This window comes from Kangiella sp., assembly GCF_048265365.1.
In the GTDB taxonomy this organism is placed as follows: Bacteria; Pseudomonadota; Gammaproteobacteria; order Enterobacterales; family Kangiellaceae; genus Kangiella.
In genome coordinates this window covers 1-23,030 of sequence record NZ_JBLXBT010000007.1, presented here as the reverse complement: position 1 = coordinate 23,030, position 23,030 = coordinate 1, and the positions used below count along the sequence as shown (strand labels likewise).

Annotated in this window: 20 protein-coding genes and 1 pseudogene; 16 read left to right on the top strand and 5 right to left on the bottom strand. The window is 43.0% G+C overall.

Translation table 11 applies throughout. The annotated features are described in order from the left end of the window. Both ACN0VI_RS14330 and ACN0VI_RS14325 read left to right on the top strand, forming a co-directional pair. Positions 1 to 225 (top strand): annotated as a pseudogene (locus ACN0VI_RS14330) (IS5/IS1182 family transposase); the annotation flags it as partial. An 836-nt stretch (positions 226 to 1,061) separates the two neighbouring features. After that, on the top strand, positions 1,062 to 2,033 hold the full coding sequence (locus ACN0VI_RS14325) for an IS5 family transposase (protein ID WP_417447259.1): 972 nt from the start codon (positions 1,062 to 1,064) through the stop codon (positions 2,031 to 2,033). Positions 2,034 to 2,253: 220 nt separating this feature from the next. Here ACN0VI_RS14325 and ACN0VI_RS14320 read toward each other — a convergent pair whose 3' ends face one another. The 3 genes from ACN0VI_RS14320 to ACN0VI_RS14310 all read right to left on the bottom strand — a co-directional run bounded on the left by ACN0VI_RS14320 (position 2,254) and on the right by ACN0VI_RS14310 (position 5,002). Continuing rightward, positions 2,254 to 2,712, bottom strand: coding sequence for a GAF domain-containing protein (locus ACN0VI_RS14320; protein ID WP_417447258.1), 459 nt, complete (start codon positions 2,710 to 2,712; stop codon positions 2,254 to 2,256). 61 nt (positions 2,713 to 2,773) lie between these two features. Then, positions 2,774 to 4,360, bottom strand: a complete 1,587-nt coding sequence (locus ACN0VI_RS14315) for an ABC transporter substrate-binding protein (RefSeq protein WP_417447257.1) — start codon at positions 4,358 to 4,360, stop codon at positions 2,774 to 2,776. 51 nt (positions 4,361 to 4,411) lie between these two features. Continuing rightward, on the bottom strand, positions 4,412 to 5,002 hold the full coding sequence (locus tag ACN0VI_RS14310) for a helix-turn-helix domain-containing protein (RefSeq protein ID WP_417447256.1): 591 nt from the start codon (positions 5,000 to 5,002) through the stop codon (positions 4,412 to 4,414). A gap of 26 nt (positions 5,003 to 5,028) precedes the next feature. On the opposite strand from ACN0VI_RS14310, the gene ACN0VI_RS14305 reads away from it, so the two are divergent. Genes ACN0VI_RS14305 through pepQ form a run of 5 tightly spaced genes read left to right on the top strand, consistent with a single transcriptional unit; the run spans position 5,029 to position 9,980 of the window. Beyond that, positions 5,029 to 6,168, top strand: coding sequence for an ABC transporter permease (locus ACN0VI_RS14305; protein ID WP_417447255.1), 1,140 nt, complete (start codon positions 5,029 to 5,031; stop codon positions 6,166 to 6,168). Then, the gene (locus ACN0VI_RS14300; protein WP_417447254.1) at positions 6,168 to 7,067 is read left to right on the top strand and encodes an ABC transporter permease; all 900 of its coding nucleotides are present in this window, start codon (positions 6,168 to 6,170) and stop codon (positions 7,065 to 7,067) included. The genes ACN0VI_RS14305 and ACN0VI_RS14300 overlap by 1 nt, the downstream gene beginning before the upstream one ends. Then, on the top strand, positions 7,067 to 7,897 hold the full coding sequence (locus ACN0VI_RS14295; protein WP_417447253.1) for an ABC transporter ATP-binding protein: 831 nt from the start codon (positions 7,067 to 7,069) through the stop codon (positions 7,895 to 7,897). Before ACN0VI_RS14300 ends, ACN0VI_RS14295 begins: the two co-directional genes overlap by 1 nt. A 1-nt stretch (position 7,898) precedes the next feature. Continuing rightward, on the top strand, positions 7,899 to 8,621 hold the full coding sequence (locus ACN0VI_RS14290) for an ABC transporter ATP-binding protein (RefSeq protein ID WP_417447252.1): 723 nt from the start codon (positions 7,899 to 7,901) through the stop codon (positions 8,619 to 8,621). 51 nt (positions 8,622 to 8,672) lie between these two features. After that, positions 8,673 to 9,980, top strand: a complete 1,308-nt coding sequence (pepQ, locus tag ACN0VI_RS14285) for a Xaa-Pro dipeptidase (protein WP_417447251.1) — start codon at positions 8,673 to 8,675, stop codon at positions 9,978 to 9,980. Positions 9,981 to 10,701: 721 nt separating this feature from the next. Here pepQ and ACN0VI_RS14280 read toward each other — a convergent pair. Continuing rightward, positions 10,702 to 11,733, bottom strand: coding sequence for a LacI family DNA-binding transcriptional regulator (locus ACN0VI_RS14280; RefSeq protein ID WP_417447250.1), 1,032 nt, complete (start codon positions 11,731 to 11,733; stop codon positions 10,702 to 10,704). Between the two features lie 191 nt (positions 11,734 to 11,924). Between ACN0VI_RS14280 and ACN0VI_RS14275 the strand changes: the two genes are divergently transcribed. From ACN0VI_RS14275 to ACN0VI_RS14235, 9 genes are all read left to right on the top strand, one after another. After that, on the top strand, positions 11,925 to 12,908 hold the full coding sequence (locus tag ACN0VI_RS14275; RefSeq protein ID WP_114413706.1) for an ABC transporter permease: 984 nt from the start codon (positions 11,925 to 11,927) through the stop codon (positions 12,906 to 12,908). 98 nt (positions 12,909 to 13,006) lie between these two features. Beyond that, positions 13,007 to 13,969 carry a substrate-binding domain-containing protein gene (locus ACN0VI_RS14270; RefSeq protein ID WP_417447260.1) on the top strand — a complete coding sequence of 321 codons (963 nt, stop codon included), beginning with the start codon at positions 13,007 to 13,009 and terminating at the stop codon, positions 13,967 to 13,969. Between the two features lie 124 nt (positions 13,970 to 14,093). After that, positions 14,094 to 15,638: a sugar ABC transporter ATP-binding protein gene (locus ACN0VI_RS14265; protein WP_417447249.1), complete on the top strand. Its 1,545-nt coding sequence runs from the start codon at positions 14,094 to 14,096 to the stop codon at positions 15,636 to 15,638. Between the two features lie 18 nt (positions 15,639 to 15,656). Beyond that, a complete protein-coding gene (locus ACN0VI_RS14260; protein WP_114413700.1) occupies positions 15,657 to 16,697 on the top strand; it encodes an ABC transporter permease in 1,041 nt (346 codons plus the stop codon). Positions 16,698 to 16,713: 16 nt separating this feature from the next. Beyond that, positions 16,714 to 17,715 carry a dihydroxyacetone kinase subunit DhaK gene (locus ACN0VI_RS14255; protein WP_114413701.1) on the top strand — a complete coding sequence of 334 codons (1,002 nt, stop codon included), beginning with the start codon at positions 16,714 to 16,716 and terminating at the stop codon, positions 17,713 to 17,715. Between the two features lie 11 nt (positions 17,716 to 17,726). Further along, the gene (locus tag ACN0VI_RS14250) at positions 17,727 to 18,365 is read left to right on the top strand and encodes a dihydroxyacetone kinase subunit L (RefSeq protein WP_114413702.1); all 639 of its coding nucleotides are present in this window, start codon (positions 17,727 to 17,729) and stop codon (positions 18,363 to 18,365) included. Between the two features lie 41 nt (positions 18,366 to 18,406). After that, positions 18,407 to 19,453: an aldo/keto reductase gene (locus ACN0VI_RS14245; RefSeq protein WP_114413703.1), complete on the top strand. Its 1,047-nt coding sequence runs from the start codon at positions 18,407 to 18,409 to the stop codon at positions 19,451 to 19,453. Positions 19,454 to 19,980: 527 nt separating this feature from the next. After that, complete coding sequence (locus tag ACN0VI_RS14240; protein WP_417447248.1) at positions 19,981 to 21,615, top strand: FGGY-family carbohydrate kinase; 1,635 nt, start codon at positions 19,981 to 19,983, stop codon at positions 21,613 to 21,615. A gap of 2 nt (positions 21,616 to 21,617) precedes the next feature. Next, the gene (locus ACN0VI_RS14235) at positions 21,618 to 22,331 is read left to right on the top strand and encodes an HAD family hydrolase (protein WP_083200852.1); all 714 of its coding nucleotides are present in this window, start codon (positions 21,618 to 21,620) and stop codon (positions 22,329 to 22,331) included. A gap of 39 nt (positions 22,332 to 22,370) precedes the next feature. Here the strand turns inward: ACN0VI_RS14235 and ACN0VI_RS14230 are convergent. Further along, positions 22,371 to 23,030 (bottom strand): type II toxin-antitoxin system HipA family toxin (locus ACN0VI_RS14230; RefSeq protein ID WP_417447247.1); only part of this gene is annotated, 660 nt, incomplete at its 5' end.

Sequence of the window (23,030 nt, the reverse complement as noted above, 5' to 3'; positions counted from 1 at the left end):
CCAAGCAAGGTTCGGGAATGGAAAAAGCATCCCCGTATTAATAAAATCCCCATCAATACTGAGTACATAAAAGCGAGCATCAGAGCAAAAGTAGAGCACCCGTTTCGGATACTGAAGTGCCAGTTTGGCTTCCGCAAAGTGGTCTATAAAGGTCTATCAAAAAATGACAATAAGCTCGCGGTGTTGTTTGCACTGGGAAACATACTGCGAGTGGATGCGACTTAGTGCTATTAATCTGACTTAATCGCACGTTCCCTAAATAGTTAAAAAAATGAGTTGTGCACAGGGTCGCACTGACACCTACTTTTTAATCTACCAGCTTTCCAAAACATGGCAGCCAGCTTAGTTTTAATCGCTTTATGAATGATTAGATTGTGTCTGCAATTGTCTTTATGAGGTGTCAGAGCCAGTTATTGATCGAAAAACAACCAAATATAGATAAGTTTGGTTGGGGTGCAGGGTGAGAATTTAACTGACACATGCCATTCTTGAGAGTGTGACAGGTGTTACACCCAATTATCGACCATGAAATGTGGTTTAGGGTGCAGTTAGTGAGAATATTGCCTTGGGGTGCAGCAACATGTTTTAACTGACGCATGACTAGGTGTCAGTGCGACCTTTGCTAAATCCTAGCAATAATGCCTTGGGGTGCAGCAACATGTTTTAACTGACACATGACTAGGTGCCAGTGCGACCTTTGCTAAATCCTAGCAATAATGCCTTGGGGTGCAGCAACACGTTAAAACTGACACATGCTTAGGTGTTAGTGCGACCTGTGCAAAATCTTAGCAATAATGCCTTGGGGTGCAGCAACACGTTAAAACTTACACATGCCTAGGTGTCAGTGCGACCTGTGCTAAATCCTAGCAATAATGCCTTGGGGTGCAGCAACACGTTAAAACTGACACATGCCTAGGTGTCAGTGCGACCAGTGCAAAATCCTAGCAACAATGCCTTGGGGTGCAGCAACATGTTAAAACTGACACATGCCTAGGGAAACTGCGATTAAGTCCCCAATATGAGACAATGCCGATCTGACCATTACCTCAAGACCGAATGACATGAATCAGCTTTCCTTCGCCGATACCGAATTTACCAGCAAACGCCGCAAGACTCGCAAAGAGCTCTTCCTTGGTCAGATGAATGAGCTGATTCCATGGCTACAGCTCGAAGCTCAGATTGAGCCGTTTTACCCAAAAGCTGGCAATGGTCGGCGTCCATACCCTCTCGCTACCATGCTGCGCATTCACTTTATGCAGAACTGGTACAACATGAGTGATCCAGCGATGGAAGATGCCCTTTACGAGATCACCTCTATGCGGCTGTTTGCTGGCCTATCATTAGAAGGTGCGATCCCAGACCACACGACCATCATGAATTTCCGTCACCTGCTTGAGAAGCATAAGCTGGGTCGTAAACTCTTCAAAGAAGTAAACAAATGGCTGTCTGATTCTGGCACCTACTTTAAAGAAGGGACAATCGTTGATGCGACGATTATTGAGGCAGCAAGTTCCACCAAAAATAAATCTAATGCACGCGATCCCGAAATGCACCAAACGCAAAAGGGAAAACAATGGTTCTTTGGCATGAAAGCTCACATCGGTGTTGATGCAAAGCGTGGGTTAGTTCACAGCTTCACCACGACGCCTGCCAATGATCACGATTTAAACCAGTTGACGGAACTTCTTCATGGCAATGAGTCATTTGTATCGGCGGACTCTGGCTACCGTGGCGTAGAAAAGCGCACAGAAACAAAAGATAAGAATGTCGATTGGTTAGTAGCTGAGATGCCCAGCAAGATACGTGCTTGGAAAAAGCACCCCCGCCTCAACAAGCAGATGATCCGAACGGAATACTTAAAGGCGAGTATCCGAGCGAAAGTCGAGCACCCGTTTAGAATACTGAAATGCCAGTTTGGGTTCCGCAAAGTCGCCTACAAAGGCCTGTCTAAAAATGACAACAAACTCGCCGTGCTGTTTGCACTTGGAAATTTGTTACGAGTAGATCAGATGATACGTTCTGCACGGGGTTAATCCGTCCAAATAACGGTTGTAAGGTGCTTGAAGTACCTTACAAGTGGGTTAAGTGGTGATTAAATGTCGCTTCTGAGGAAATACTGTCACAAGCTGAAAGTCAGCTAAAAATTGTCTTACTTGTTCGTATGTTCCTTAGCTTAGATATGATTGAGTAAGTCTATCTGTCCCAATAACAAGCTTTTTCCCAGCACAAGCATAAAAGGCGAAAAAATTAACTCTAGTTAGAGACTAAGCTGTTGCTAAAGGCTTGCTGCAATTCCGGCGTATGTTCTTGCACAATAGCTTCGAGTAATTCGACTCGTTCTTTAGTGAAGTAATTTTCTATGTCGAGCACATTCACTGTGCCGATTACAATGCCATTTTTTAATACAGGAATGTTGACGGCAGAAGAACAGCCCAGTTGATTAATAAGTTTCCAATCGCCAAATACATCTGCGAATTCTTCAGTGGTATTGGCGATAAAAGTGGTTTTATTGTCGATGACTTGCGCACTCCAACGATTAACCAGCGTTGGTTTAGAACCACTGGTTGGGTATTCTGTAGGGTGCGAAGTGAAGGCACGTTTAGCCGTAACTTCAATAGGATCAAGTACCATGATAGTAAACAGTTTAATAGCCACTTTATTTTGCATTTCGTCATGCAGTTTTTTATAGATGGCTGCTATATTTTCGCTCATTATTTTCATTGCTCCAAAAGAGAAAGGGTGCCAAAGGCACCCTAATATGGTTTGTTAAAAATTATTTAGTGACTAAGCGGTAGAAGACGTAATCGGAAATTGCACCGTTTACAAAGCCTTTTACCTTTTTGTTCATAGCAACTTGTTTTGTAGCTTGAAACATAATGATAATCGGAGAGTCGGTTTGAACGCCTTTTTGCAGTTCAAGGTACATGTCATTTCGTTTATCAGAATCTTGTTCTCCCAACGCGGCCATGGTCATTTTGTTTAACTTATCAGATGGCTGCCAAGCATTACGCCATGACGTTGTGCTCTGGTAATTTTCATCTGAATTATCTGCATTATAAGAGAACGCTTTGGCATTTGAGTGTGGGTCCATGAAGTCTGGGCCCCAATACAACAACATTGCTTGGTGTGTACGGGCACGGTATTTAGTAATTACCTGTGCGCCGGTACCCGGTAAAATTTCAAAGTTGATACCCACTTGTGCAAATGTGGCTTGCAGTGCCTGCGCCATATCTGTGAACGGTGCAGAGTTAATTACGTCTAATGTGATTGTCATCGGCAGTTTAACGCCGGCGTCTTTCAAAATGCTGCGCGCTTTTTCAATGTCGTATGTGTAAGGCGTTTCGTCTAGTGAACCAGGGAAGCCTGCAGGCCAAAATGCTTGGTGGGTTTGCATTTGTCCTTTTAAGAAGGTGCTAGTCATACCATCGTAATCAACAAGGTAGCGCGATGCTTCCCAAATGGCTTTTTCGGTTAGAGCATCAATTTTTTGGTTAAACGATAAAAAGTGAACGGCTGCTTGTGGGAACTGTTCAACGTTAATGTCGTCGTTCGACTTTAAACCTTCCACTTGGTCTGGCGTTAGGTTCATGGCCATGTCTACATCACCGGAGGTAAGCAATAAACGCTGAGTGGCGGCTTCGGCAACATGGCGAATAACAACAGACTTCATTTTAGGGGCACCTAAAAAATAATCTTTGTTGGCATCCATCATAATTAGTTCAGCAGGGCGGTATGTGCGTAATTTAAATGGGCCAGTACCGGCTGTGTTGCGGTTCAACCAAGCATTACCAAGGTCGTTATCCACTTCATGAGATGATACTTCTTTGGCATCAACAATTGCCGCAGGGCGAGACGCTAACACGTTCATTACAAATGAGGGGGCAAAGTCACCTTTATATTGAATAATGACGTTAGAACCGTCGGTTTCAACCATGCTGTCTACGTTTTCAGGCGTCCAACCGAGCTGAGTTAAAATGAAGGCAGGTGCTTTATTTAGTTTTACGACGCGTTCAAAAGAATATTCAACGTCTTCAGCGCGTAACGGGTTACCAGAATGGAATTTCACGCCGGGACGCAGTTTGAAGGTAATGGTTTTATCGGCGCCATCAATTTTCCAAGACTCGGCTAAACCTGGTGCCAGTTTGGTGGTATCGGTTGCATCGTATTCAACCAGTTGATCATAAATATTGGCAATCAGCTCGCCTGAAGAAAACTCATAAGCTTGGGCTGGGTCGATGCTGACAATATCATCAATGTTCTGGGCAATAACTAAGCTGTTTTTTGGGGTTTTTGCTTCCGCGACCCCAAAGACTAGTGACATTACTGTAACGGCCGTAACGGTTTGAAGTATCTTTTTCATTTATACGCCTCTCTTTGAAAATGGGTTCTCAAAGCTTTGTTTGCACTCAGCTTATTCCTCTTTGCCTATTAACCTTGGAGTTGTGCCTGTCCAGACAAGTTTGGCGGGTACATCCCCAGGGTTGGCAAAACTATGCGGCGTATCTCCCATAAAGTGCAGAGTGTCACCTGAGTTTAGGACAAAGGTGCTGTCCCCTAATGTTTGTTTGATAGACCCCTCGATCACCACTAGCATCTCTTCGCCAGAATGACGTGCTATTTCTGAAACGTATCCGACAGGAACAAAAATCATCAGTGAAGTAAGTGTGCCACCCGGTAAGTTTGTTGAAATTTGTTCATAACTCAAAGACGAATCAGCTACAGCAAACCGCTCGCGGTTTTGTGAACGGGTAATACTGTCAGTCGGTTTTGTTCTGGCAATGAAATACTCAACATGTACTCCCAACACAGAAGCAAGTTGCGCCAATGTGCCTAAGGAGGGAGTAGCTTTATCTCGCTCTACTTGACTTAAAAAGCCAACAGATATGCCAGCTTTATCACTAAGCTCTTGTAAATTAAGTCCTTTTCGGCGTCGCAAGTCACGTATTCTTTTGCCGCTAAGCAAGTTGTCCTGCTCATTTTGCTTACGGTTGGAGTGGGTCATTAACAAAGCCTATTCAGTAAAGTAATTTGACATTAGTAAATATTTTTTATTTAGTCAAAACAATTTTTTTATATAAAAATTTTTTTACTTACAGTATAAATAATTTAGATTTACGCCACGGAGAGAGTTACATGACCCTAATAGTCAACAAAATCAAACACATGTTCATGAGTTTGCTTGGTGTCATTATTACTATGGCGCTGACGTTTCTGGGCTTGCTTGCGATAACCTTTGTGATTGGGCGCATAGTACCAATAGACCCTGTACTGGCGGTCGTTGGTGATCGAGCGCCGCAAGCGGTTTATGACGCAGCTCGTATTGAAATGGGGTTGGATAAACCGCTGCTGAGCCAGTTCTTTGTGTATGTAGGATCTGTATTGCAGGGCGATTTGGGAATGTCTGTTTCTAGTGCTCGCCCTGTTGCAGAAGAATTAGCAAGAGTGTTTCCTGCCACCTTAGAAATGGCGCTAATTGGTATCTTTATCGGTGTTGTTATCGGTGTACCCGCAGGCGTTTACGCAGCTTCAAAGCAAGGTACTTGGGTTGACCAAACCATTCGTATTTTAGGCTTAACTGGCTATGCGGTACCGGCCTTTTGGCTAGGGCTTGTCGGCTTAACGCTTTTTTATGCGCAATTGCAGTGGGTAGGCGGCCCTGGCCGAATTGATATTTTTCTGGAAGGCTTGGTGCCTGCGCGTACGGGCATGTTACTGATAGACAGTTTATTGGTGGGCGACTTCGATGTATTTCGCAGCGCTTGTTCCCACATCATTTTACCGGCCTTTATCCTCGGTTTTTTCAGCTTGGCTTATATTTCCAGAATGACGCGCTCGTTTATGTTGGAGCAGTTAAATCAGGAGTTTATCACTACGGCACGCGTAAAAGGCGTACCTGAACGTGTAGTTTTGTGGCGTCATGCATTTCGTCCAATACGCGTACAGCTTGTAACCGTTATCGGTCTGTCGTTTGCGCAGCTGTTAGAAGGCTCGGTGATGATTGAGACCGTATTTTCTTGGCCCGGTATTGGTAATTTTTTAACAAATGCATTACTCAATGCCGATATGAATTCCGTTTTGGGTGCAACGCTTGCTATTGGCGCTGTATTTATTTGTGTGAACAAATTCTCTGATTTGTTGTATCGCTTAATTGATCCGAGGGCACGTTAATGATGACAAAAGATTGGCTGTTAAGTGAAAATCCAGAATCTCGATTGCAATCCAATTTAGGTCAGGCCTATCGAATTTCCTGTGCGTTAATGAAAAACCGCCTCGCGGCAATTGGTTTTTTTATTATTGTGCTGTTGTTGCTCACCGCAATATGCGCGCCGTTCATTGCACCGTATTCGCCCATAGAAAGTGATTTAGGTAATCGTTTAATTGCACCTTCTATGGCGCATTGGTTAGGAACGGATGAACTGGGTCGTGACATTTTTTCGCGTATTATTTACGGCTGTCGCATTACCTTGATGATTGTGCTTTTAGTGGCCGTTATTTCAGCCCCAATTGGTTTATTAATTGGCACTATTTCTGGCTATTTCGGTGGCTGGTTAGATAAAACATTAATGGGCATTACCGATATCTTTTTATCTATGCCTAAGCTGATTCTGGCGCTGGCATTTGTAGCTGCATTAGGGCCAGGTATTGAAAACGCCGTCATTGCCATTGCCATTACTGCTTGGCCAGTTTATGCCCGCATTGCCCGTGCGGAAACCATGACTTTTCGTAACGCTGAATTTATTTCGGCAGTGCGAATGCAAGGCGCTAGTCACAGCCGAATCATTTTTCTGCATGTTATTCCATTGTGTTTATCGTCCACTATTATCCGCGTAACGCTGGACATGGCCGGTATTATTTTAACCGCAGCAGGTCTTGGCTTTTTAGGCTTGGGCGCGCAACCGCCATCACCGGAATGGGGCGCGATGATCTCCAGCGGCAGAGCCTATATTTTGGATCAATGGTGGGTGGCGACGATGCCCGGTATTGCCATTATTTTAGTTAGTCTTGGGTTTAGCTTGTTTGGCGATGGGTTGCGCGATGTTCTTGATCCTAGAAGCAGGACACAATAATGAATTTATTAACCGTAAAAAATCTTACCGTTACCTTTTCGACAGACAACGGCCCAGTCGATGTGGTGAAAGGCATTAGCTTTAATTTAGGCAAAGAACGCTTAGGTATTGTGGGTGAAAGTGGCTCCGGTAAATCGATGACTGGCCGTGCCATTTTAGGCTTGATAGAAGGGCAAGGTAAGGTCACCGCAGACGAATTAAAATTTAAAGATACAGATTTGCAAACGCTTTCGAAAACGGCTTACCGCACTATGCGTGGCAAAGCCATTTCCATGGTAATGCAAGATCCAAAGTATTCATTGAATCCGGTTATTTCAATCGGCCGTCAAATTTCTGAAGTGCTTGAATTTCATGAAAAGCTGTCTAAAAAAGAACGCTATCGTCGGGTGATTCAAATATTGGAAGCGGTGCACATTCGCGATGCCGAGCGAGTTTATCATTTGTATCCACACGAAATATCCGGTGGTATGGGACAGCGCGTCATGATCGCGATGATGGTGGTGTTGGAGCCCGATGTATTAATTGCCGATGAACCGACCTCTGCATTGGATGCCTCCGTGCAAGCTCAAGTGCTCGACATTATGAATGAGTTGGTTCAAGTGCAAGGCATGGGACTTATTATGATTAGCCACGACTTGAATATGGTGGCGAAGTATTGTGACCGTATTTTGGTGATGTTTAACGGTGAAATTGTTGAGTCCTGTATCGCATCAGAATTAAGCCAGGCAACACATCCTTATACTCAAGGTTTGTTAGCGTCAATGCCAACCATTGATGAGTCGCGGTCTTATTTGCCCGTGCTAGATCGTACTGCACTGGGGAGGGTTTAATATGATTGAGGTACAGAATTTAAATATTAGTTACGACGAAATTCAAGTGGTCCGAGATGTATCTTTTCACGTTGCGCAGGGTGATAGTTTTGCCTTAGTGGGCGAGAGTGGTTCGGGAAAATCGACGATTTTAAAAGCCATGGCCAGTCAAATAGTCAATTGGTCAGGTTCTATTGAACTCAGTGGTATGGCCGTTCATCGAAAAAATAGAAACGATTTAACCAAAGCTTGCCAGATGGTGTTTCAAGATCCTTTTGGCTCGCTTCATCCGCGTAAAACAGTGGATTCCATATTACGCGAACCGCTAAGTATTCACGGTTTGGATAACCCCAATAAACGTGTTGTGGATGCACTCGATAGCGTCGGTTTAGCGCAAAAGTTTCGATTTCGACGACCTCATCAACTTTCCGGTGGCCAGCGGCAACGCGTCGCCATTGCACGAGCATTAATGTTAAGCCCGCCGATTATGTTGTTAGATGAACCTACTTCAGCTCTTGATGTATCCGTACAAGCTGAAATTCTGAACCTGTTAAAACAGTTGAGAATGGAGAAAAACTTAACCTATTTGTTGGTGACACATGATCTACCCGTTGTGTCTTTTTTGTGCGATACCGTGGGTATTTTACAGCATGGTCGTTTAGTGGAAATCAATCCCGTTGAAAAATTAAAAAGTCAGAATCTGGATAGCGATTATGGCCAAGAGTTATTACGAAAAAGCCTCTAATGTTCGTTAGCGGGAGTTATGTTTTGGTTATGTATTGTTAAGGAGTACAGTGTGATTTCATGTTATGAAGAACATTTAAAAGAGTTGATCAGTCGTTATGAAACCATTTTAGAACAACTCGATTACGACGTTGCTGTGGTCAGTTCAGGGCACTTAGTGGGCGTTGCAAATGATGATCGAACTTATTCATTTATTGCGCGAGCTTCGGCACAGCAATGGGTACCCTACGATATTCATCCTAACAGTTATATTGTTTTTCGAACTGGTCAAAAACCAATACTTGTTTGGCCTGCACACAAAGATTTTTGGCATCTTTCACCAGTTGAGCCAAATGGTGAGTGGGTAAAAGGTTGGGACTTGATACCGCACACCGATAACAACGATTGGATTACCGCATTAAAAGGGCGTGTTGCGTGGATTGGACCCTTTGCCCGAAATATGCCACCTGATATTACTAGCGTGCATCATGACCCAGAAGTGTTCGTGCGTGCATTGTCTTATTATCGCGTTTATAAAACGGACTACGAAGTTGCAGCTATGTCTGCAGCGAGCCATCAAGCGGTTCGTGGTCACCTTGCTGCCGAGCAAGCCTTTAAAGAGAATAAGAGTGAAGCGGAAATTTATCTCGCTTTTCTTGCAGCAAGCAAACAGCTTGAAAGTCTTGAACCTTACAGTGGCATAGTGGCTTTGAACGAATCCGGTGCCACCTTGCATTATGAACGACGTTCTTATCAACGTCATGAAAAACAATTAACCCTGTTGATTGATGCCGGTGCAAAAGTTAATGGTTATGCCAGTGACATTACTCGCACTCATACCTTGGGTACTTCGATATTTTCTGATGTATTACAACGAATGGAATTTCTGCAAGTGTCGCTTAGTCAAATGGTTAAACCCGGTGTTGCAATGAAAACACTGCACCAACGCGCCGAGTTGGGTATTGCAAACATATTGAACGAAGTCGGCATTTGCCGATTAAGTGCTGAAGAGCAAATTGAGAAAGAGGTAACGAAAGCCTTTTTTCCACATGGGTTAGGGCATTTGTTGGGGCTTAATGTGCACGATTTTGGTGCTGAACAAGTTCAACCTTTTTCTATGCCAGAAGCGGGTACCACCAGTAACCGATTGCGGCTATCACGCGAGTTAGAAAAGGGTATGGTTATCACTATTGAGCCAGGTTTGTATTTTAACCACATGTTAATTGACGGATTAATTAAAAATGAGCCACAACATGGTTTAGATTTAGACCTGATTGAAACGTTATTTCCATACGGTGGCATCCGTATTGAAGATAATATTAACGTTCTTGAAGGGAGTGGAAGAAACTTAACGCGCGAGGCTTTTGCAGCACTGGGTTAATCGCATTTATCCTTAATCTATGTTGACTCTATAGTCTTTTGAGCCAGTCTTACTGGCTCCTTTAATATCCTATTTGAATCTTGCTATGGTTTTCATCTCGGCACTTTGTATGAATTTAATACAAGGGTATGAGAGGGTTACAATTCAAAGCTCGGTACTGTTAACTTAACAGAACCTCTACCAATTATGCGATAATCTTCAGATGAAAAATTCAAACATCTATGCAGGTTATCGTTATTCTGCATAGATCATCAGCCATGCAGTCTGGTTTTATTGCCATATCCACATAACACACCCTATGATTTGAATAACATGATCAATCTAATCATAATCTGATGTGAATGGTGCTGTTGCCAGCAGATTATTTTGTAACTTTGGTCTACAGAAAATTACTTTAATGGTTACCAAAATATATTTCTTTTAAAGTCGAAAATCATCATGAAGCCTTTGCCAATGCGCTCTTAGCTGGTGTTTGTGCTCTTGTTGCATTGGTAGGTTGTTCAAAATCTCAGGCCAAAGTGTTCTCGCTTTTTCCATCGCATGGTGCAGATGCGGTTTGATCGCTCGCCATGGAATATCTGATTTAGTGGCCCAATGTTCAAAGTGTTTATATGAGACATCGTACCAAGCCTTTGTCTTTGCGAGATTAAGGGCAAAGTGTTGTTCGTTTTCAATATCAACATTTGTTATTACTATGTTAAGTATATTTGGTTGGGAGAGATCAGCTTGAGCTTTCTCTAATAATAAGCTTACCTGTTACTAGTGCTTTTATGGGGGGATTGGTTGCATGCGCTATTATCATGTCATCAATTAATCGAATGGCCATAGACCCGATTTGTTGCTTTGGTACATCTATAGTTGTGAGGGAGGGAGAGAGAAGGCTGCTCATTGGTAAGTTATCAAAACCGACTACAGATACATCAAATGGAATGTTGTACCCAAGTTCTTGTAGTGCACGCATCACGCCAAAGGCCACTATATCGTTAACGCAAAAATAGGCTTCAGCAATACTATCTGCTTTTTCTAGATGTAACTTTGCTTGTTTGTATGCCTCTTCACGTGTGGCCGCTACAGAAAATATATCCCTCTCAGATGTTTGGATGTCTAGTTTGCTGCATGCGCGATGAAAAGCTTCTTCACGTAATTTAAAGTTGGCGACATTAGTATGACTACCAACAAATCCAATCCGTTTGAACCCAGATTTTTTAAAACTGGAGACTACTGCAAAAATTGTTTGGTCATTATCCATGTTTACGAAGTTAGCTTCCAAAAACGGAAAAAAAGTATCTATAAAAACAATGCACTGTCCACATTTAGAAAGGGCGATGATGTCTTCTTCTGAAAGTTCTGTACCTAACGCAATAACACCGCCGAGATCACTCCCTTCTATTGCTTCAAGTATGCTTGGTAAATCTGTGTCATTAAGTGTTACTACTTCTAGAACATAATCGCGGCGGGAGGCCTCAATGGACATACCGTCTATATAGTCAGAAATGAAATGGTTGTGATCACGGTTTACTGTTTGGCCGTGCTTAGCGATTTTAAGAAAGCGTAGCTTGAGGGATGAAACACTTTTTGATTTGGTTACTTTAAGTCGATAGTCAAGTTCCGACACAGCAGTATGAACTCTGTCTCGAGTTGCTTGGGATATGTCACCTTTACCATTAAGTACGAGTGAAGCTGTCGATGTTGACACTTTGGCATGCTCAGCTACTTGTCTAAGAGTAACTGTTTTCTTGCTAGTTTTATCCATAGTTTAAATATCAATTCTTATTATTGAAGTTGTTTAGTAAACAATTTATGTCTTTTTTTCAAGAATAAAGCCATATTTTTTAGTTAAATATCTATTGTACACTAAAAATCTTACTGGTATGGTTTAGTAAATCAACTGTCATTTTTACTAAATTTTAGGGGTGAGTTGTGAAGCGTGATGCGAATCTTTGGATGTTATGCGTTTTAATCATCGTTTTGTTTGGATTTGGTGGTGTCGTTTCTGGCGGCACTTACCTATCTTTGTTCAACCTCCAATCAATGGCTATGCAGGTACCCGAAATTGGTCTTTTGGCCATTGGTGTCATGTTGGCGATGTGTGCGGGTAATGGAGGAATTGACTTATCCGGAATCGCAAACGCAAACTTGTCTGGTGTCGCGTCTGGAATTTTTACACTCTCTCTTATTGATGCATCTCAGGATCCTTTGCTTTTCACAATAATCTTTGTAATCGGATGTATGGTTATTGGGTTGCTCGGGGGGATTTTGAATGGAATAGTTATATCACGGTTTGGCATCACCCCAATTCTTGGTACGTTGGGTACACAAATGATATTTACTGGTGTGGCTGTAGTTTTGTCTGATGGCAGATCAGTAACCGTCGGCATTACTGATTCTCTTTACTCAATTGGTAATGGTCTTATCTTCGGCATTCCTTCAAGTTTTATTCTTTTCGTAGTTATCGGTTTTGTCTTAGGTGTGGTTTTGAAGTACACGCCTTATGGTATGAGGCTGATGCTTACAGGCGCAAACCCCAAAGCTGCAGCCTACAGTGGTTTTCCAAGTGGAAAGATCATAGTTACAACTTATGCTCTATCGGGACTTTTAGCTGGCATTGCTGGAGTTATTATAGCGGCACGCAATATCAACGTTAAATGGGACTATGGAACATCCTATCTGCTTATAGCTATTTTGATTGCAATTATGGCTGGTGTGCGACCTGAGGGAGGATATGGTCGTGTGAGTACTGTCATTCTATCAGCTGTCGTATTACAACTCTTATCAAGCTTACTTAACTTTATTGGGTTATCGAATTTTGTTCGAGATTTGGCCTGGGGCGCTCTTCTTTTGTGTTTCTTGGCCGTAGGGCGATTTAATTTAATAAACCAGATTTTAGCATCAATTGCTTCGATGCGTTCCCCTCGCGCGACGGAGTAATAGAAGAAACATAGAGGGTAACTGTAGGAGAAAGTAAAATGAAAAATAAAAATAATATGTTAAATAAAAGTGTCAAAGCAGCTTTATTCACCGCTGTCATGGGTGTGAATTTGGCTGGGAATAGTGTTTTTGCAGCAGAAGATAAAACAATCACAACTGTTGTAAAAATTAGCGGTATTCCATGGTTTGACCGAATGGAGACGGGAGTTGATTTGTATGCAAAACAACATCCTGAAATGAATATTTCTCAAGTTGGTCCGGCGACGGCAGATGCTGCTCAGCAAATGCAAATCATCCAAGATTTGATCGCCAAAGGTACTGATGCTCTTGCAGTGGTGCCGATGGACCCAACAATACTTGAAGCCCTTCTTAAACGCGCTATAGCTCGTGGAACAATTGTCGTTACACACGAGGCTGACAACCAAGTTAATACTATGGTTGATGTCGAAGCTTTCGATAACACAGAGTATGGTACTGCACTAAACGAGCGTCTTGCGGATTGTATGGGTGGCCAAGGTAAGTGGACGACGTTTGTTGGGTCACTTGGCAGCCGTACTCATTTGCAATGGGTCGGTGCAGGTGAAAAAAATGCTATGAAGTATCCGAAAATGCAACTTGTTGATCCAAACAATGAGTCTTTCGATGATGCAAATGGCACCTATCAAAAGGCTAAAGAGATCTTACGCAAACACCCTGATATCAAAGGATTTCAAACATCTGCAGGCAATGATGTTCTAGGCGTTGGTCGTGCTATTGAAGAAGCTGGTCTTACCGGTAAGGTTTGCCTTGTTGGTACAGGTTTGCCAAACCCTTCTGCGGCGTACTTAGATAGTGGTGCTATTACTGCAATCGGCTTCTGGGATCCACAAAAAGCAGGTATGGCAATGAATGAAGTCGCACGTATTTTACTTGAAGGCGGCCAGATCGAAGATGGTATGAACCTTGGTGTTGATGGTTATGAAAAAGTCTCTGTGCGTCCCGGTGCAGGTGCTGGCAAGTTACTAATTGGTAACGGTATGGTTCTTGTTGATAAAGAGACCTATAAAGAACACCTTTTCTAAAAATGACTGATGGATAGGAACGGCTGAAGAAAGTGAATCTTTGAATGTTTACTTCGGCTGTTCCCTTTTAAAACATGGCTGGCCTTTGGTCTGCTTGAATCGTCTTTTTAGAGGGTATAACCCCATGAGTAAAAAACCATCATCAAAAGCAGCTTTTTTATCCCTGAGTGGTATTCATAAGAGATTTGGTGGCGTCCACGCATTACGTGGTGTCGATCTGACGATTGAACAAGGTAAAGCCTATCATTTGCTAGGCGAAAATGGCTGCGGAAAAAGTACCGTTATTAAGATTATGTCTGGAGCGCATGAGCCAACAGAAGGCATTATTAGTTTAGATGGTAAGCATCTAAACTATTTGTCGCCGATGGCAGCTTTGGAAGCTGGAATAGAAACTGTATATCAAGATCTCTCACTACTTCCCAATCTTACAGTGGCGGAAAATGTAGCGTTGGGAGAGCAGCTTGTTGCTGGAAAAGGACGACTTCTTTACCGACTAGATCATCAAAAAATAAAACAAACAGCTATTGCTGCTTTGCGTAAAGTTGGTTTGGAAGCAGACCAAACACTTTTAGGTAAAACTATTTCTGATTTACCTTTGGCAATACGTCAGCGTGTAGCTATCGCTCGTGCTATAGCCTCAGATGCACGCCTTGTAATCATGGATGAGCCCACGACTTCGTTAACACGCCATGAGGTCGAGGTACTGATCGAAGTTGTTGGAAGGTTACTTGATAATAATGTAGCTGTCCTTTTTGTAACCCATAAGCTTGAAGAGAGCTACCGGATTGGCGGCGACGCTATAGTCTTTCGTGATGGTCTTTGTGTTGCTCAAGGCCCGATTGAAAATTATACGCGTTCCCAACTAGCAGAACTTATGACAGGTCGCTCAATTGAAGCTACCCGTTATAGAGTTGGAAAACCCAAAAATACCACGCTACTTGATATAAAAGATTTAAGTTCAGGGCATGCCTTCCGTGATATCAGCTTTAATATCCGGCATGGTGAGATTGTCGGTATCACAGGTTTATCTGATTCTGGTCGCAATGAGCTTGCAATGGCTTTAGCAGGCCATATTTCTATCCCGCATGGAGTCTTAACTCTCGAAGGCGAAGCAATCCACATTACCTCTCCAGCAAGCGCTATTAGTTACGGAATAGGGTATGTACCCGAGGACCGCTTGTCAGAAGGTCTTTTCATTGAAAAATCCATTTACGAAAACGAGGTTCCTTTAATTCTTAATCGTATTTTAGGAAAGTTTGGCTTGCTGGATGATAAAAAAGGGAGAGCCGCTGCTGGTGAAATATCTTCAGGGATGAAGCTGAATACTAAAGATTTAGACTTACCAGTTAGCGCATTGTCAGGAGGTAATCAGCAGAGAGTTTTAATCGGACGATGGCTGAGTATCAATCCACGGTTATTGATTTTGCACGGACCGACAGTAGGTGTGGATGTAGGTTCAAAAGAGACTATTTTTCACGCCATTCAAGAAATGGCAGAGCGTGGAATAAGTTTAATAGTCGTTTCTGATGATTTACCTGAGTTACTCCAAAATTGTGATCGTATCCTTGTGATGAGTTCAGGGCGAATTGTCGAAAACTTTAATGCTGAAGAAGTGAGCGACGATCATATTTACCAATCTATGATCACCAGTCCACAAGAGACTGCATAATTAAAACGGTGTACCAAAATGACTGATAAAACAATATCTGAAAAGGCTGACTATTCACCTGATCTTGAACGTAAATGGATTTTTTTTCTATTTAAAGGGCGCCCTGAAACTATAAGTTTGATTTTGCTGGTCATGATTTGTGGGGCAGTTGCCTTTATAAATCCATCTTTTTTTAATATGTCATCTTTAGTTGATATTGCTCGAGCAAGTGTGGTGATAGGGCTGTTTGCCCTCGGTGTCTTCACCGTTTTAGCCGCTGGTGGAATTGATATTTCGTTCCCTGCTATAGGTGCTCTTGCTATGTATGGTGTGAGTAGCTTTGTGATTAATGTTTTTCCGGGTATGCCGATGATTTTAATTATTCTTTTCTCTGTGCTTATTGGCGCCACTCTTGGAGCTGTGAATGGTGTTTTGGTGCATGGATTAAGGGTGCCAGCTTTAATCGTAACTATCGGAACACAATACTTATTTCGTGGTATTTTGCTAGTTTTCATTGGCACCGTTTGGTTGATGGAAATGCCATCTCAAATGATTGACTTTGGAAAGTTTTCCTTGTTTGAAATAGAGGCTAATAGCGGCGTTACTGTTAGTTTGCCTGTCTATTTCTTAGTCTTTCCCATTGCCGCGATTACGACATGGTTCGTCTTCAATCGCACGCTTATGGGGCGAGCGATATTTGCTGTTGGTGGTAATTCTAATGTCGCTGAAAGGCTTGGTTACGACCTGAGAAAAGTACGAATCTTTGCCTTTGGTTATGCAGGAGCATTGGCTGGGTTGGCAGGAGTTATTCAAGCCTCAGCTAATCGTATGGCCAATCCATTTGACTTTGCTGGAATCGAAATTGGTGTCATAGCTGCCGTTGTTTTAGGTGGGGCACGTATTACTGGCGGAACGGGTACTGTTTTTGGAACAGTTCTGGGAGTTTTGCTTGTCACAGTGGTCAACAACGTACTTGTTCTCGTTGGTATTCCAAGTACTTGGCAACGTGTCGTTGTCGGTGCTTTTATTCTTCTGGCCGCAGCCTTTTTCGTCCTGCGCGACCGTAAGTCTGCCCTTTAATTCTGGAGTTAAAAATATGAAGAAATTCCTCAATAATCCTGAAAACTTCGTTGATGAAATGCTTGAAGGTATCTACCTAGCTCATCCGGAAGTGACTAATGTAGCCAATGATTTGCGCTGTTTCGTTCGTACTGAGCCTGTAAAAGGCAAAGTAGGATTGGTGACAGGTGGTGGATCTGGTCACTTGCCCTTATTCCTTGGATACGTGGGCGATAACATGTTGGATGGTGCTGGTGTTGGTGGTGTTTTTCAGTCGCCATCGTCTGAACAGATACTCGAAGTGACAAAGTATGTCGATCAAGGTGCTGGTGTTCTTTATCTATATGGTAATTATTCTGGTGACCTAATCAATTTCGATATGGCAGGCGAGTTAGCTGATTTTGATGGCATCAAAACAGCAACAGTTGTCGGATGTGATGACGTAGCATCCTCGGTTGTTGGTGAAGAGCATAAGAGACGTGGTGTTGCAGGTATTTTCTTTCTATACAAAGCAGCGGGTGCTGCAGCAGCACAGATGAAATCACTAGATGAGGTTGCTCGCATAGCTGAAAAAGCAAGCGTACGAACTCGCACTATCGGTGTAGCTTTGTCGCCATGCATCGTACCTGAAATAGGCAAGCCGAGTTTCAACATAGGCGAAGATGAAATGGAAATAGGCATGGGTATTCATGGAGAGAATGGTATCACTCGAAAAAAGATGGCGGCTGCAGATGATGTAGTCGACGAAATGATGGCTCTTATTCTAGCCGAGCAATCTTATGAAACAGAAAGCGATGTAGCCGTTTTGATTAACGGTCTTGGTGCGACGCCTCTGGAAGAACTCTACGTTATTTATCGCCGTACCGCTCAAGTGTTAAAGCAAGCGGGTGCAAATATTCGACACGTTTTCATCGGTGAATTTGCAACATCTATGGAAATGGCAGGTGCTTCGATTTCTGTCCTAAAGTTAGATGACGAGCTCGAACCTCTTATCGCTGCTGGAGCGAATACACCGTTTTTTAAACATATTAAGTTTTAGAGGTGAGCATTATGGATAACATAACTAAAACCAATCTTCCTATTCTCTTTGAACGTTTCTCTGAAGTGTTTGCTGAACAAAAAGACGCTTTGATTGCCCTCGATAGTAAAGTCGGTGACAGCGATCTTGGTTTGACAATGGCCAAAGGTTTTGCAGCGGCAACAGCAGCTGTTTCTGCGCTTGAAGATGCAAGTGTTGAAACACAACTTAAAACGGCAGGTGTGGCAATTGCACGTGCAGCACCATCGACAATGGGTACGCTTATGGCTACTGGCTTCATGCGTGGATCAGCTGCAGTGAAAGATTGTGAAATGCTAGGAACAGTTCAGCTTGCTGATTTTTGGGTGGCATTTCGTGATGGTGTGGCTCAGCGTGGCCGTGTGCAAGTTGGTGATAAAACGGTCGTTGATGTATTGCACCCTATTGCTGAAACAATGATCAAACAAGCTGAATCTGGTGCAGCTTTGACGGAAGCTCTACATATTGCATATGCAAGTGCATCAGAGGCGCTCGAAGCCACAAAGGACTTGGTCGCTCAACATGGTAAAGCAGCAGCTTTTCAAGAGAAAACCCGTGGTATTCAAGATGCAGGCAGTACTGTTGCTGTTATTTTGATCAAGGCGATGGCTGATTTTGTTAGTGAACTCTAAATTTACATTTATTAAAACTTCAGTGTATTAGGAGAGGCAATATGCAGTATCGAACACTCGGATGGAGCGGCCTAAAAGTTTCAGCTTTGGCTATGGGCACTTTTTCTTTTGGTGGATGTGGGCCGTTTGCGGCTATCGCATCTCAGGGGGGGAAAGAGGCATCTCGGCTTATGGATTGTTGTATCGAACATGGAGTTAATTTAATCGATACCGCTAATATGTACTCAACTGGTCTGTCAGAAGAGATCGTTGGTGAAGCGCTTACCGGTCGCAGTGCAGATATTCTGGTATCCACCAAAGCACGTATGAATATTGGTGAAGGACCAAATGATGAAGGTTCAAGCCGATGGCATTTAATTCGCGAATGCGAACGTTCACTTAAGCGATTAAAAAGAGATCATATTGATATATACCATATTCATGAATGGGATGGTCAAACTCCGGTAGAAGAGACGATGGAAGCGCTCGATACACTGGTCCGTCAGGGCAAAATACGCTATGCAGGTTGTTCCAATTACACTGGATGGCAGATTATGAAATCCTTGATGGCATCTGAGCGAAAAGACTTTCAACGCTTTGTGACACAGCAAATCCATTATACCCTTGAGGCACGAGAAGCCGAATATGAACTTTTGCCTCTTTCAGTTGATCAAGGGATTGGTGTTACTGTCTGGAGTCCGCTTGCTGCAGGACTACTGAGTGGTAAGCATACTCGTGATACACCTATTGCTTCAGGTAGTCGTCAGGCGCGAGGCTGGAGTGAACCACCTATTCGTGATCAAGATCGCTTATGGAAGATTGTAGATGTTTTAAATGATATTGCATCTATTCATAAGGTTGAGGCGGCTCAGATTGCTTTGGCTTGGACACTCTCGCGTCCAGCTGTCGCATCATTGATTGTTGGTGGAACTTCTGTACAACAGTTTGAAAATAACTTCCGTGCCTTAGATTTGGTTTTGAGTTCAGAAGAATTAGTACTTCTCGATAATGTAAGCAGGCCACCACAAATTTATCCGCTTTGGCACCAGTCTCAATTTGCTGCTTCACGGTTCGGTTTGTCTGATTTAGCAGGGGCAGGTGCCTTTTAATCATTTCTTTGTGCTGAGTCCCCAGGCTAACCTTTTGCATGGTATTGGTTTAACTGTTTGTATTATGGACACTGAAACTATTCGGTTATATTGAATGTATTTGCGGTTTAACTGAATAGTCGAACGGTTTTGAATTAGCGGGTTCTTTCTGAAGAGCTTGGTATAACAATACAACTTCAAAGTGACCGCACGAGAAAAAGACTTTTTTATTTTTAAGTAAGATAGTGACGATGCGATAACTTGGGGGCTTATGTGTGCAACGTTATGTTCAGCTATTTGCTCGTATTCTCGATTTTACCATTCAGTAAAGCATGATATTTATCTGGATAGGAACTGTGTTGAAAGGTCTAGATGTCACAGCTGTTTAAAGCGATTAACTCGCCTCCAAAGAATTACTAACGAGTAGTAGTTGAACGCAGCCATGTATCATCATTCCTTTAGTGTTTCTAATAACAATGCTATCCATGGGCACGATTCGAGATTTAGTTGTTTGTATAACAACAAAGTTTTATGTGGAGAAAAGATAGATGAGAAACCACGTTCATGATGCACCTGCCAATTATGTTATAGGTGTTGACGTCGGCACTGGAAGCGCTAGAGCTGGCTTATTCGATCTACAAGGTAATATGCTACATGTTGCGAAGCATGAGATCACAACGTTTCAAGACGTCGATGCTCGATACGAACAATCGTCCGACAATATTTGGCAAGCCATCTGTGCCTGTGTGAAGTCTGTCGTCAGTGCATCGAAATTGTCTGCTGATGCTATTGTTGGCTTATCATTCGACGCCACTTGCTCTTTAGTGGTCGTAGATGAGAGCTTTGCCCCTTTACCCGTTGGCGAGCATAACATTGCGGAACGTAATGTTATTGTTTGGATGGATCAACGAGCAACCGACCAAGCTCATGATATTAATGCACTCGGACATAGTGTTTTAAACTACGTCGGGAATCGCATCTCACCAGAGATGCAAACACCGAAATTATTGTGGCTTAAAAAATACTTGCCACAGACTTATCACAAAGCTGCGCATTTCTTTGATCTAACGGATTACCTTACCTTTAGAGCGTCAGGTTCATTGGCACGGTCTATTTGTACGCTTGTGTGCAAATGGACTTATCTTGCCCATGAAAGCCGTTGGGACGCCTCTTATTTCGAAGCCATTGGGTTAGAAGATTTATCTCATACTCAGTTTTCAAAAATCGGCTCTGAGGTTGTTTCTCCAGGAACATCGTTAGCACAAGGCTTAACGGATAGTGCTGCAATGCAACTTGGGTTAAACGCAGGAACCGCGGTGGCGGCTGGGTTAATTGACGCTCATGCTGGCGCTATTGGGTCTGTTGGAGCATTAACAGAAGACGGAATTTCTGCGCCCTCTGAATGTATGGCTTATGTTTTTGGCACCTCGGCTTGTACCTTAACGACCTCATCAATTGCGATAAAAGTACCCGGTGTTTGGGGGCCTTATTTCTCAGCAATGCTCCCAGAAATGTGGCTTAACGAAGCTGGCCAGTCTGCGGCAGGGGCAGCAATTGATCACTTGGTAATGATGCATCCTTCTTCGGCCGAAGCGCAGCAGTTAGCAAAGGAAGCCAAACTTCCTTTGAGTGTATGGCTGTCTAATCGTGCTAAATCAAACATTCATAATTTGAGTGAAGCGATCAATCTAGCCAAGGGAGTTCACGTTGTCCCTGAGTTTTTGGGTAATAGGGCGCCTTTTGCTGATCCAAAAGCCAGAGCAATCATGGCGGGGTTAAATATGGATAAATCTATTGATAGCCTAGTAACACTTTATATCGCTGGTATTTGCGGACTTGCTTATGGGTTGCGACAAATTATCGAAGCTCAGGCAGAACAAGGGTTGACCATCTCAAGGGTTATTATCAGTGGCGGTGCTGGACAAGATCCATTGGTGCGTCAGCTCATTTCTGACGCAACTGGTAAAGAGGTTATTGCGCCAAGCTCGGATGAACCCGTCATGCTTGGAACCGCTATGCTAGCCGCGGTTGCTGCTGGCAGATATTCCAACTTAGAAAGTGCGATGAAAGCCATGTCTTCTTTTGGGAAAAAGTATGTACCGGCCGAGACTGATATCTGCAAACAGCATGATGCTCGATTCTTAGCGTTTTGTAGACTTCAATCTGTTGCTAGGGAGTTGTAACCGTGACATTCGATACTGAAATAGCAATGGCATCTGAACTTAGAAAGCTCAAGTTAATTATCTTTGATTGCGATGGCGTGTTAGTGGACAGTGAAAATTTGTCTATTGTGGCTTTGCATGATGTGATTCTTAAACAAGGTGGAATACTGAGTGAAGAAGAGGTAATTCAACAATTCCAAGGTCGCAGTATGAAATCGGCACGGGATGAATTGTTCGCCAAACAAGGCGTAATGCTATCGCAGGAATCGTTGGATGAAATGAACAAACAGTTGTTTACGTGTTTTAAAGAAGAGCTACAGCCCGTTAAAGGTGTAAGGAGCTTCATTGAATCACTCGATTTGCCTGTTTGCGTTGCCTCATCCTCTCATCCAGAACGAATTGATGTGAGTCTAACCGCTACAAAGCTTAAGTCGTATTTTGCTGGCAATATTTTCTCTTCCACTATGGTTCAAAATGGCAAACCAGCACCGGATTTGTTTTTATTGGCAGCAAAAAATATGTCTGTTCCTGCGGACTGTGCTCTAGTTATTGAAGACAGTCCGGCTGGTGTCGAAGCCGCTCGACGTGCCGGGATGCTTTGTATAGGCCTGACTGCTGGCTCTCATGCAAAGCATCCAAATCACAAACAACGACTTATTGAGGCTGGAGCCCATTGGGTTGTAAGTAGCTATGAAGAGGTTGCTGAAGTGGTTGAGAAGCTATCAGAGGTCAACTAACCTAAGAGTAATGGACTTATCAGACTTTGCTATACATTATTAAACTCGAAAATCCTCATGAAGTCTTTGCCAATGTTCTCTTAGCTGTTGTTTGTGATCTTCATTCATTGGTAGGTCTTTTAGCGCGTTCGGCCAAAGGGTTCTCGCTTTTTCCATCACATCGTCCAGATGCGGTTTGATTGCTCGCCATGGAATATCTGATTTAGTTGCCCAATCTTCAAAGTGTTTATATGAGACATCATACCAAGCCTTCGTCTTTGCAAGGTTAAGAGCGAAGTGTTGTTCGTTTTCAATATAAACACTGGTGGTGAGTATGTCGTAAGCAGGTGAGAGTCTGGGTGTGACTTGATCTGAATAGAGTAAACTCCAGTTTTTCAAATGGGCGTCGCCGTTTGCTAATAGGATGTTGGCGAGTAAACGACGAGCAAGTTGCTGGACATCATTTAGACCATCACCAGAAAACTGATACAGGATTTTTGCTATTTGTTCGTAGTTGCCTGAACTGTATTTTTCATGTGGGTACTTCACAAGAACTTGAGCAAAGTCTTCCATATGAATGCGTTGATCGTCACGTCGATCAAATCGCTTCATAGCGAAGGCCAATTTCTCATCCGGAAGGTTGATTTGAGGAAGGTTGTCTAACTGGTCTATCTCGACCAATTTTATTTCAGGAATATCTACGCCTATAAGAGAGGCGAG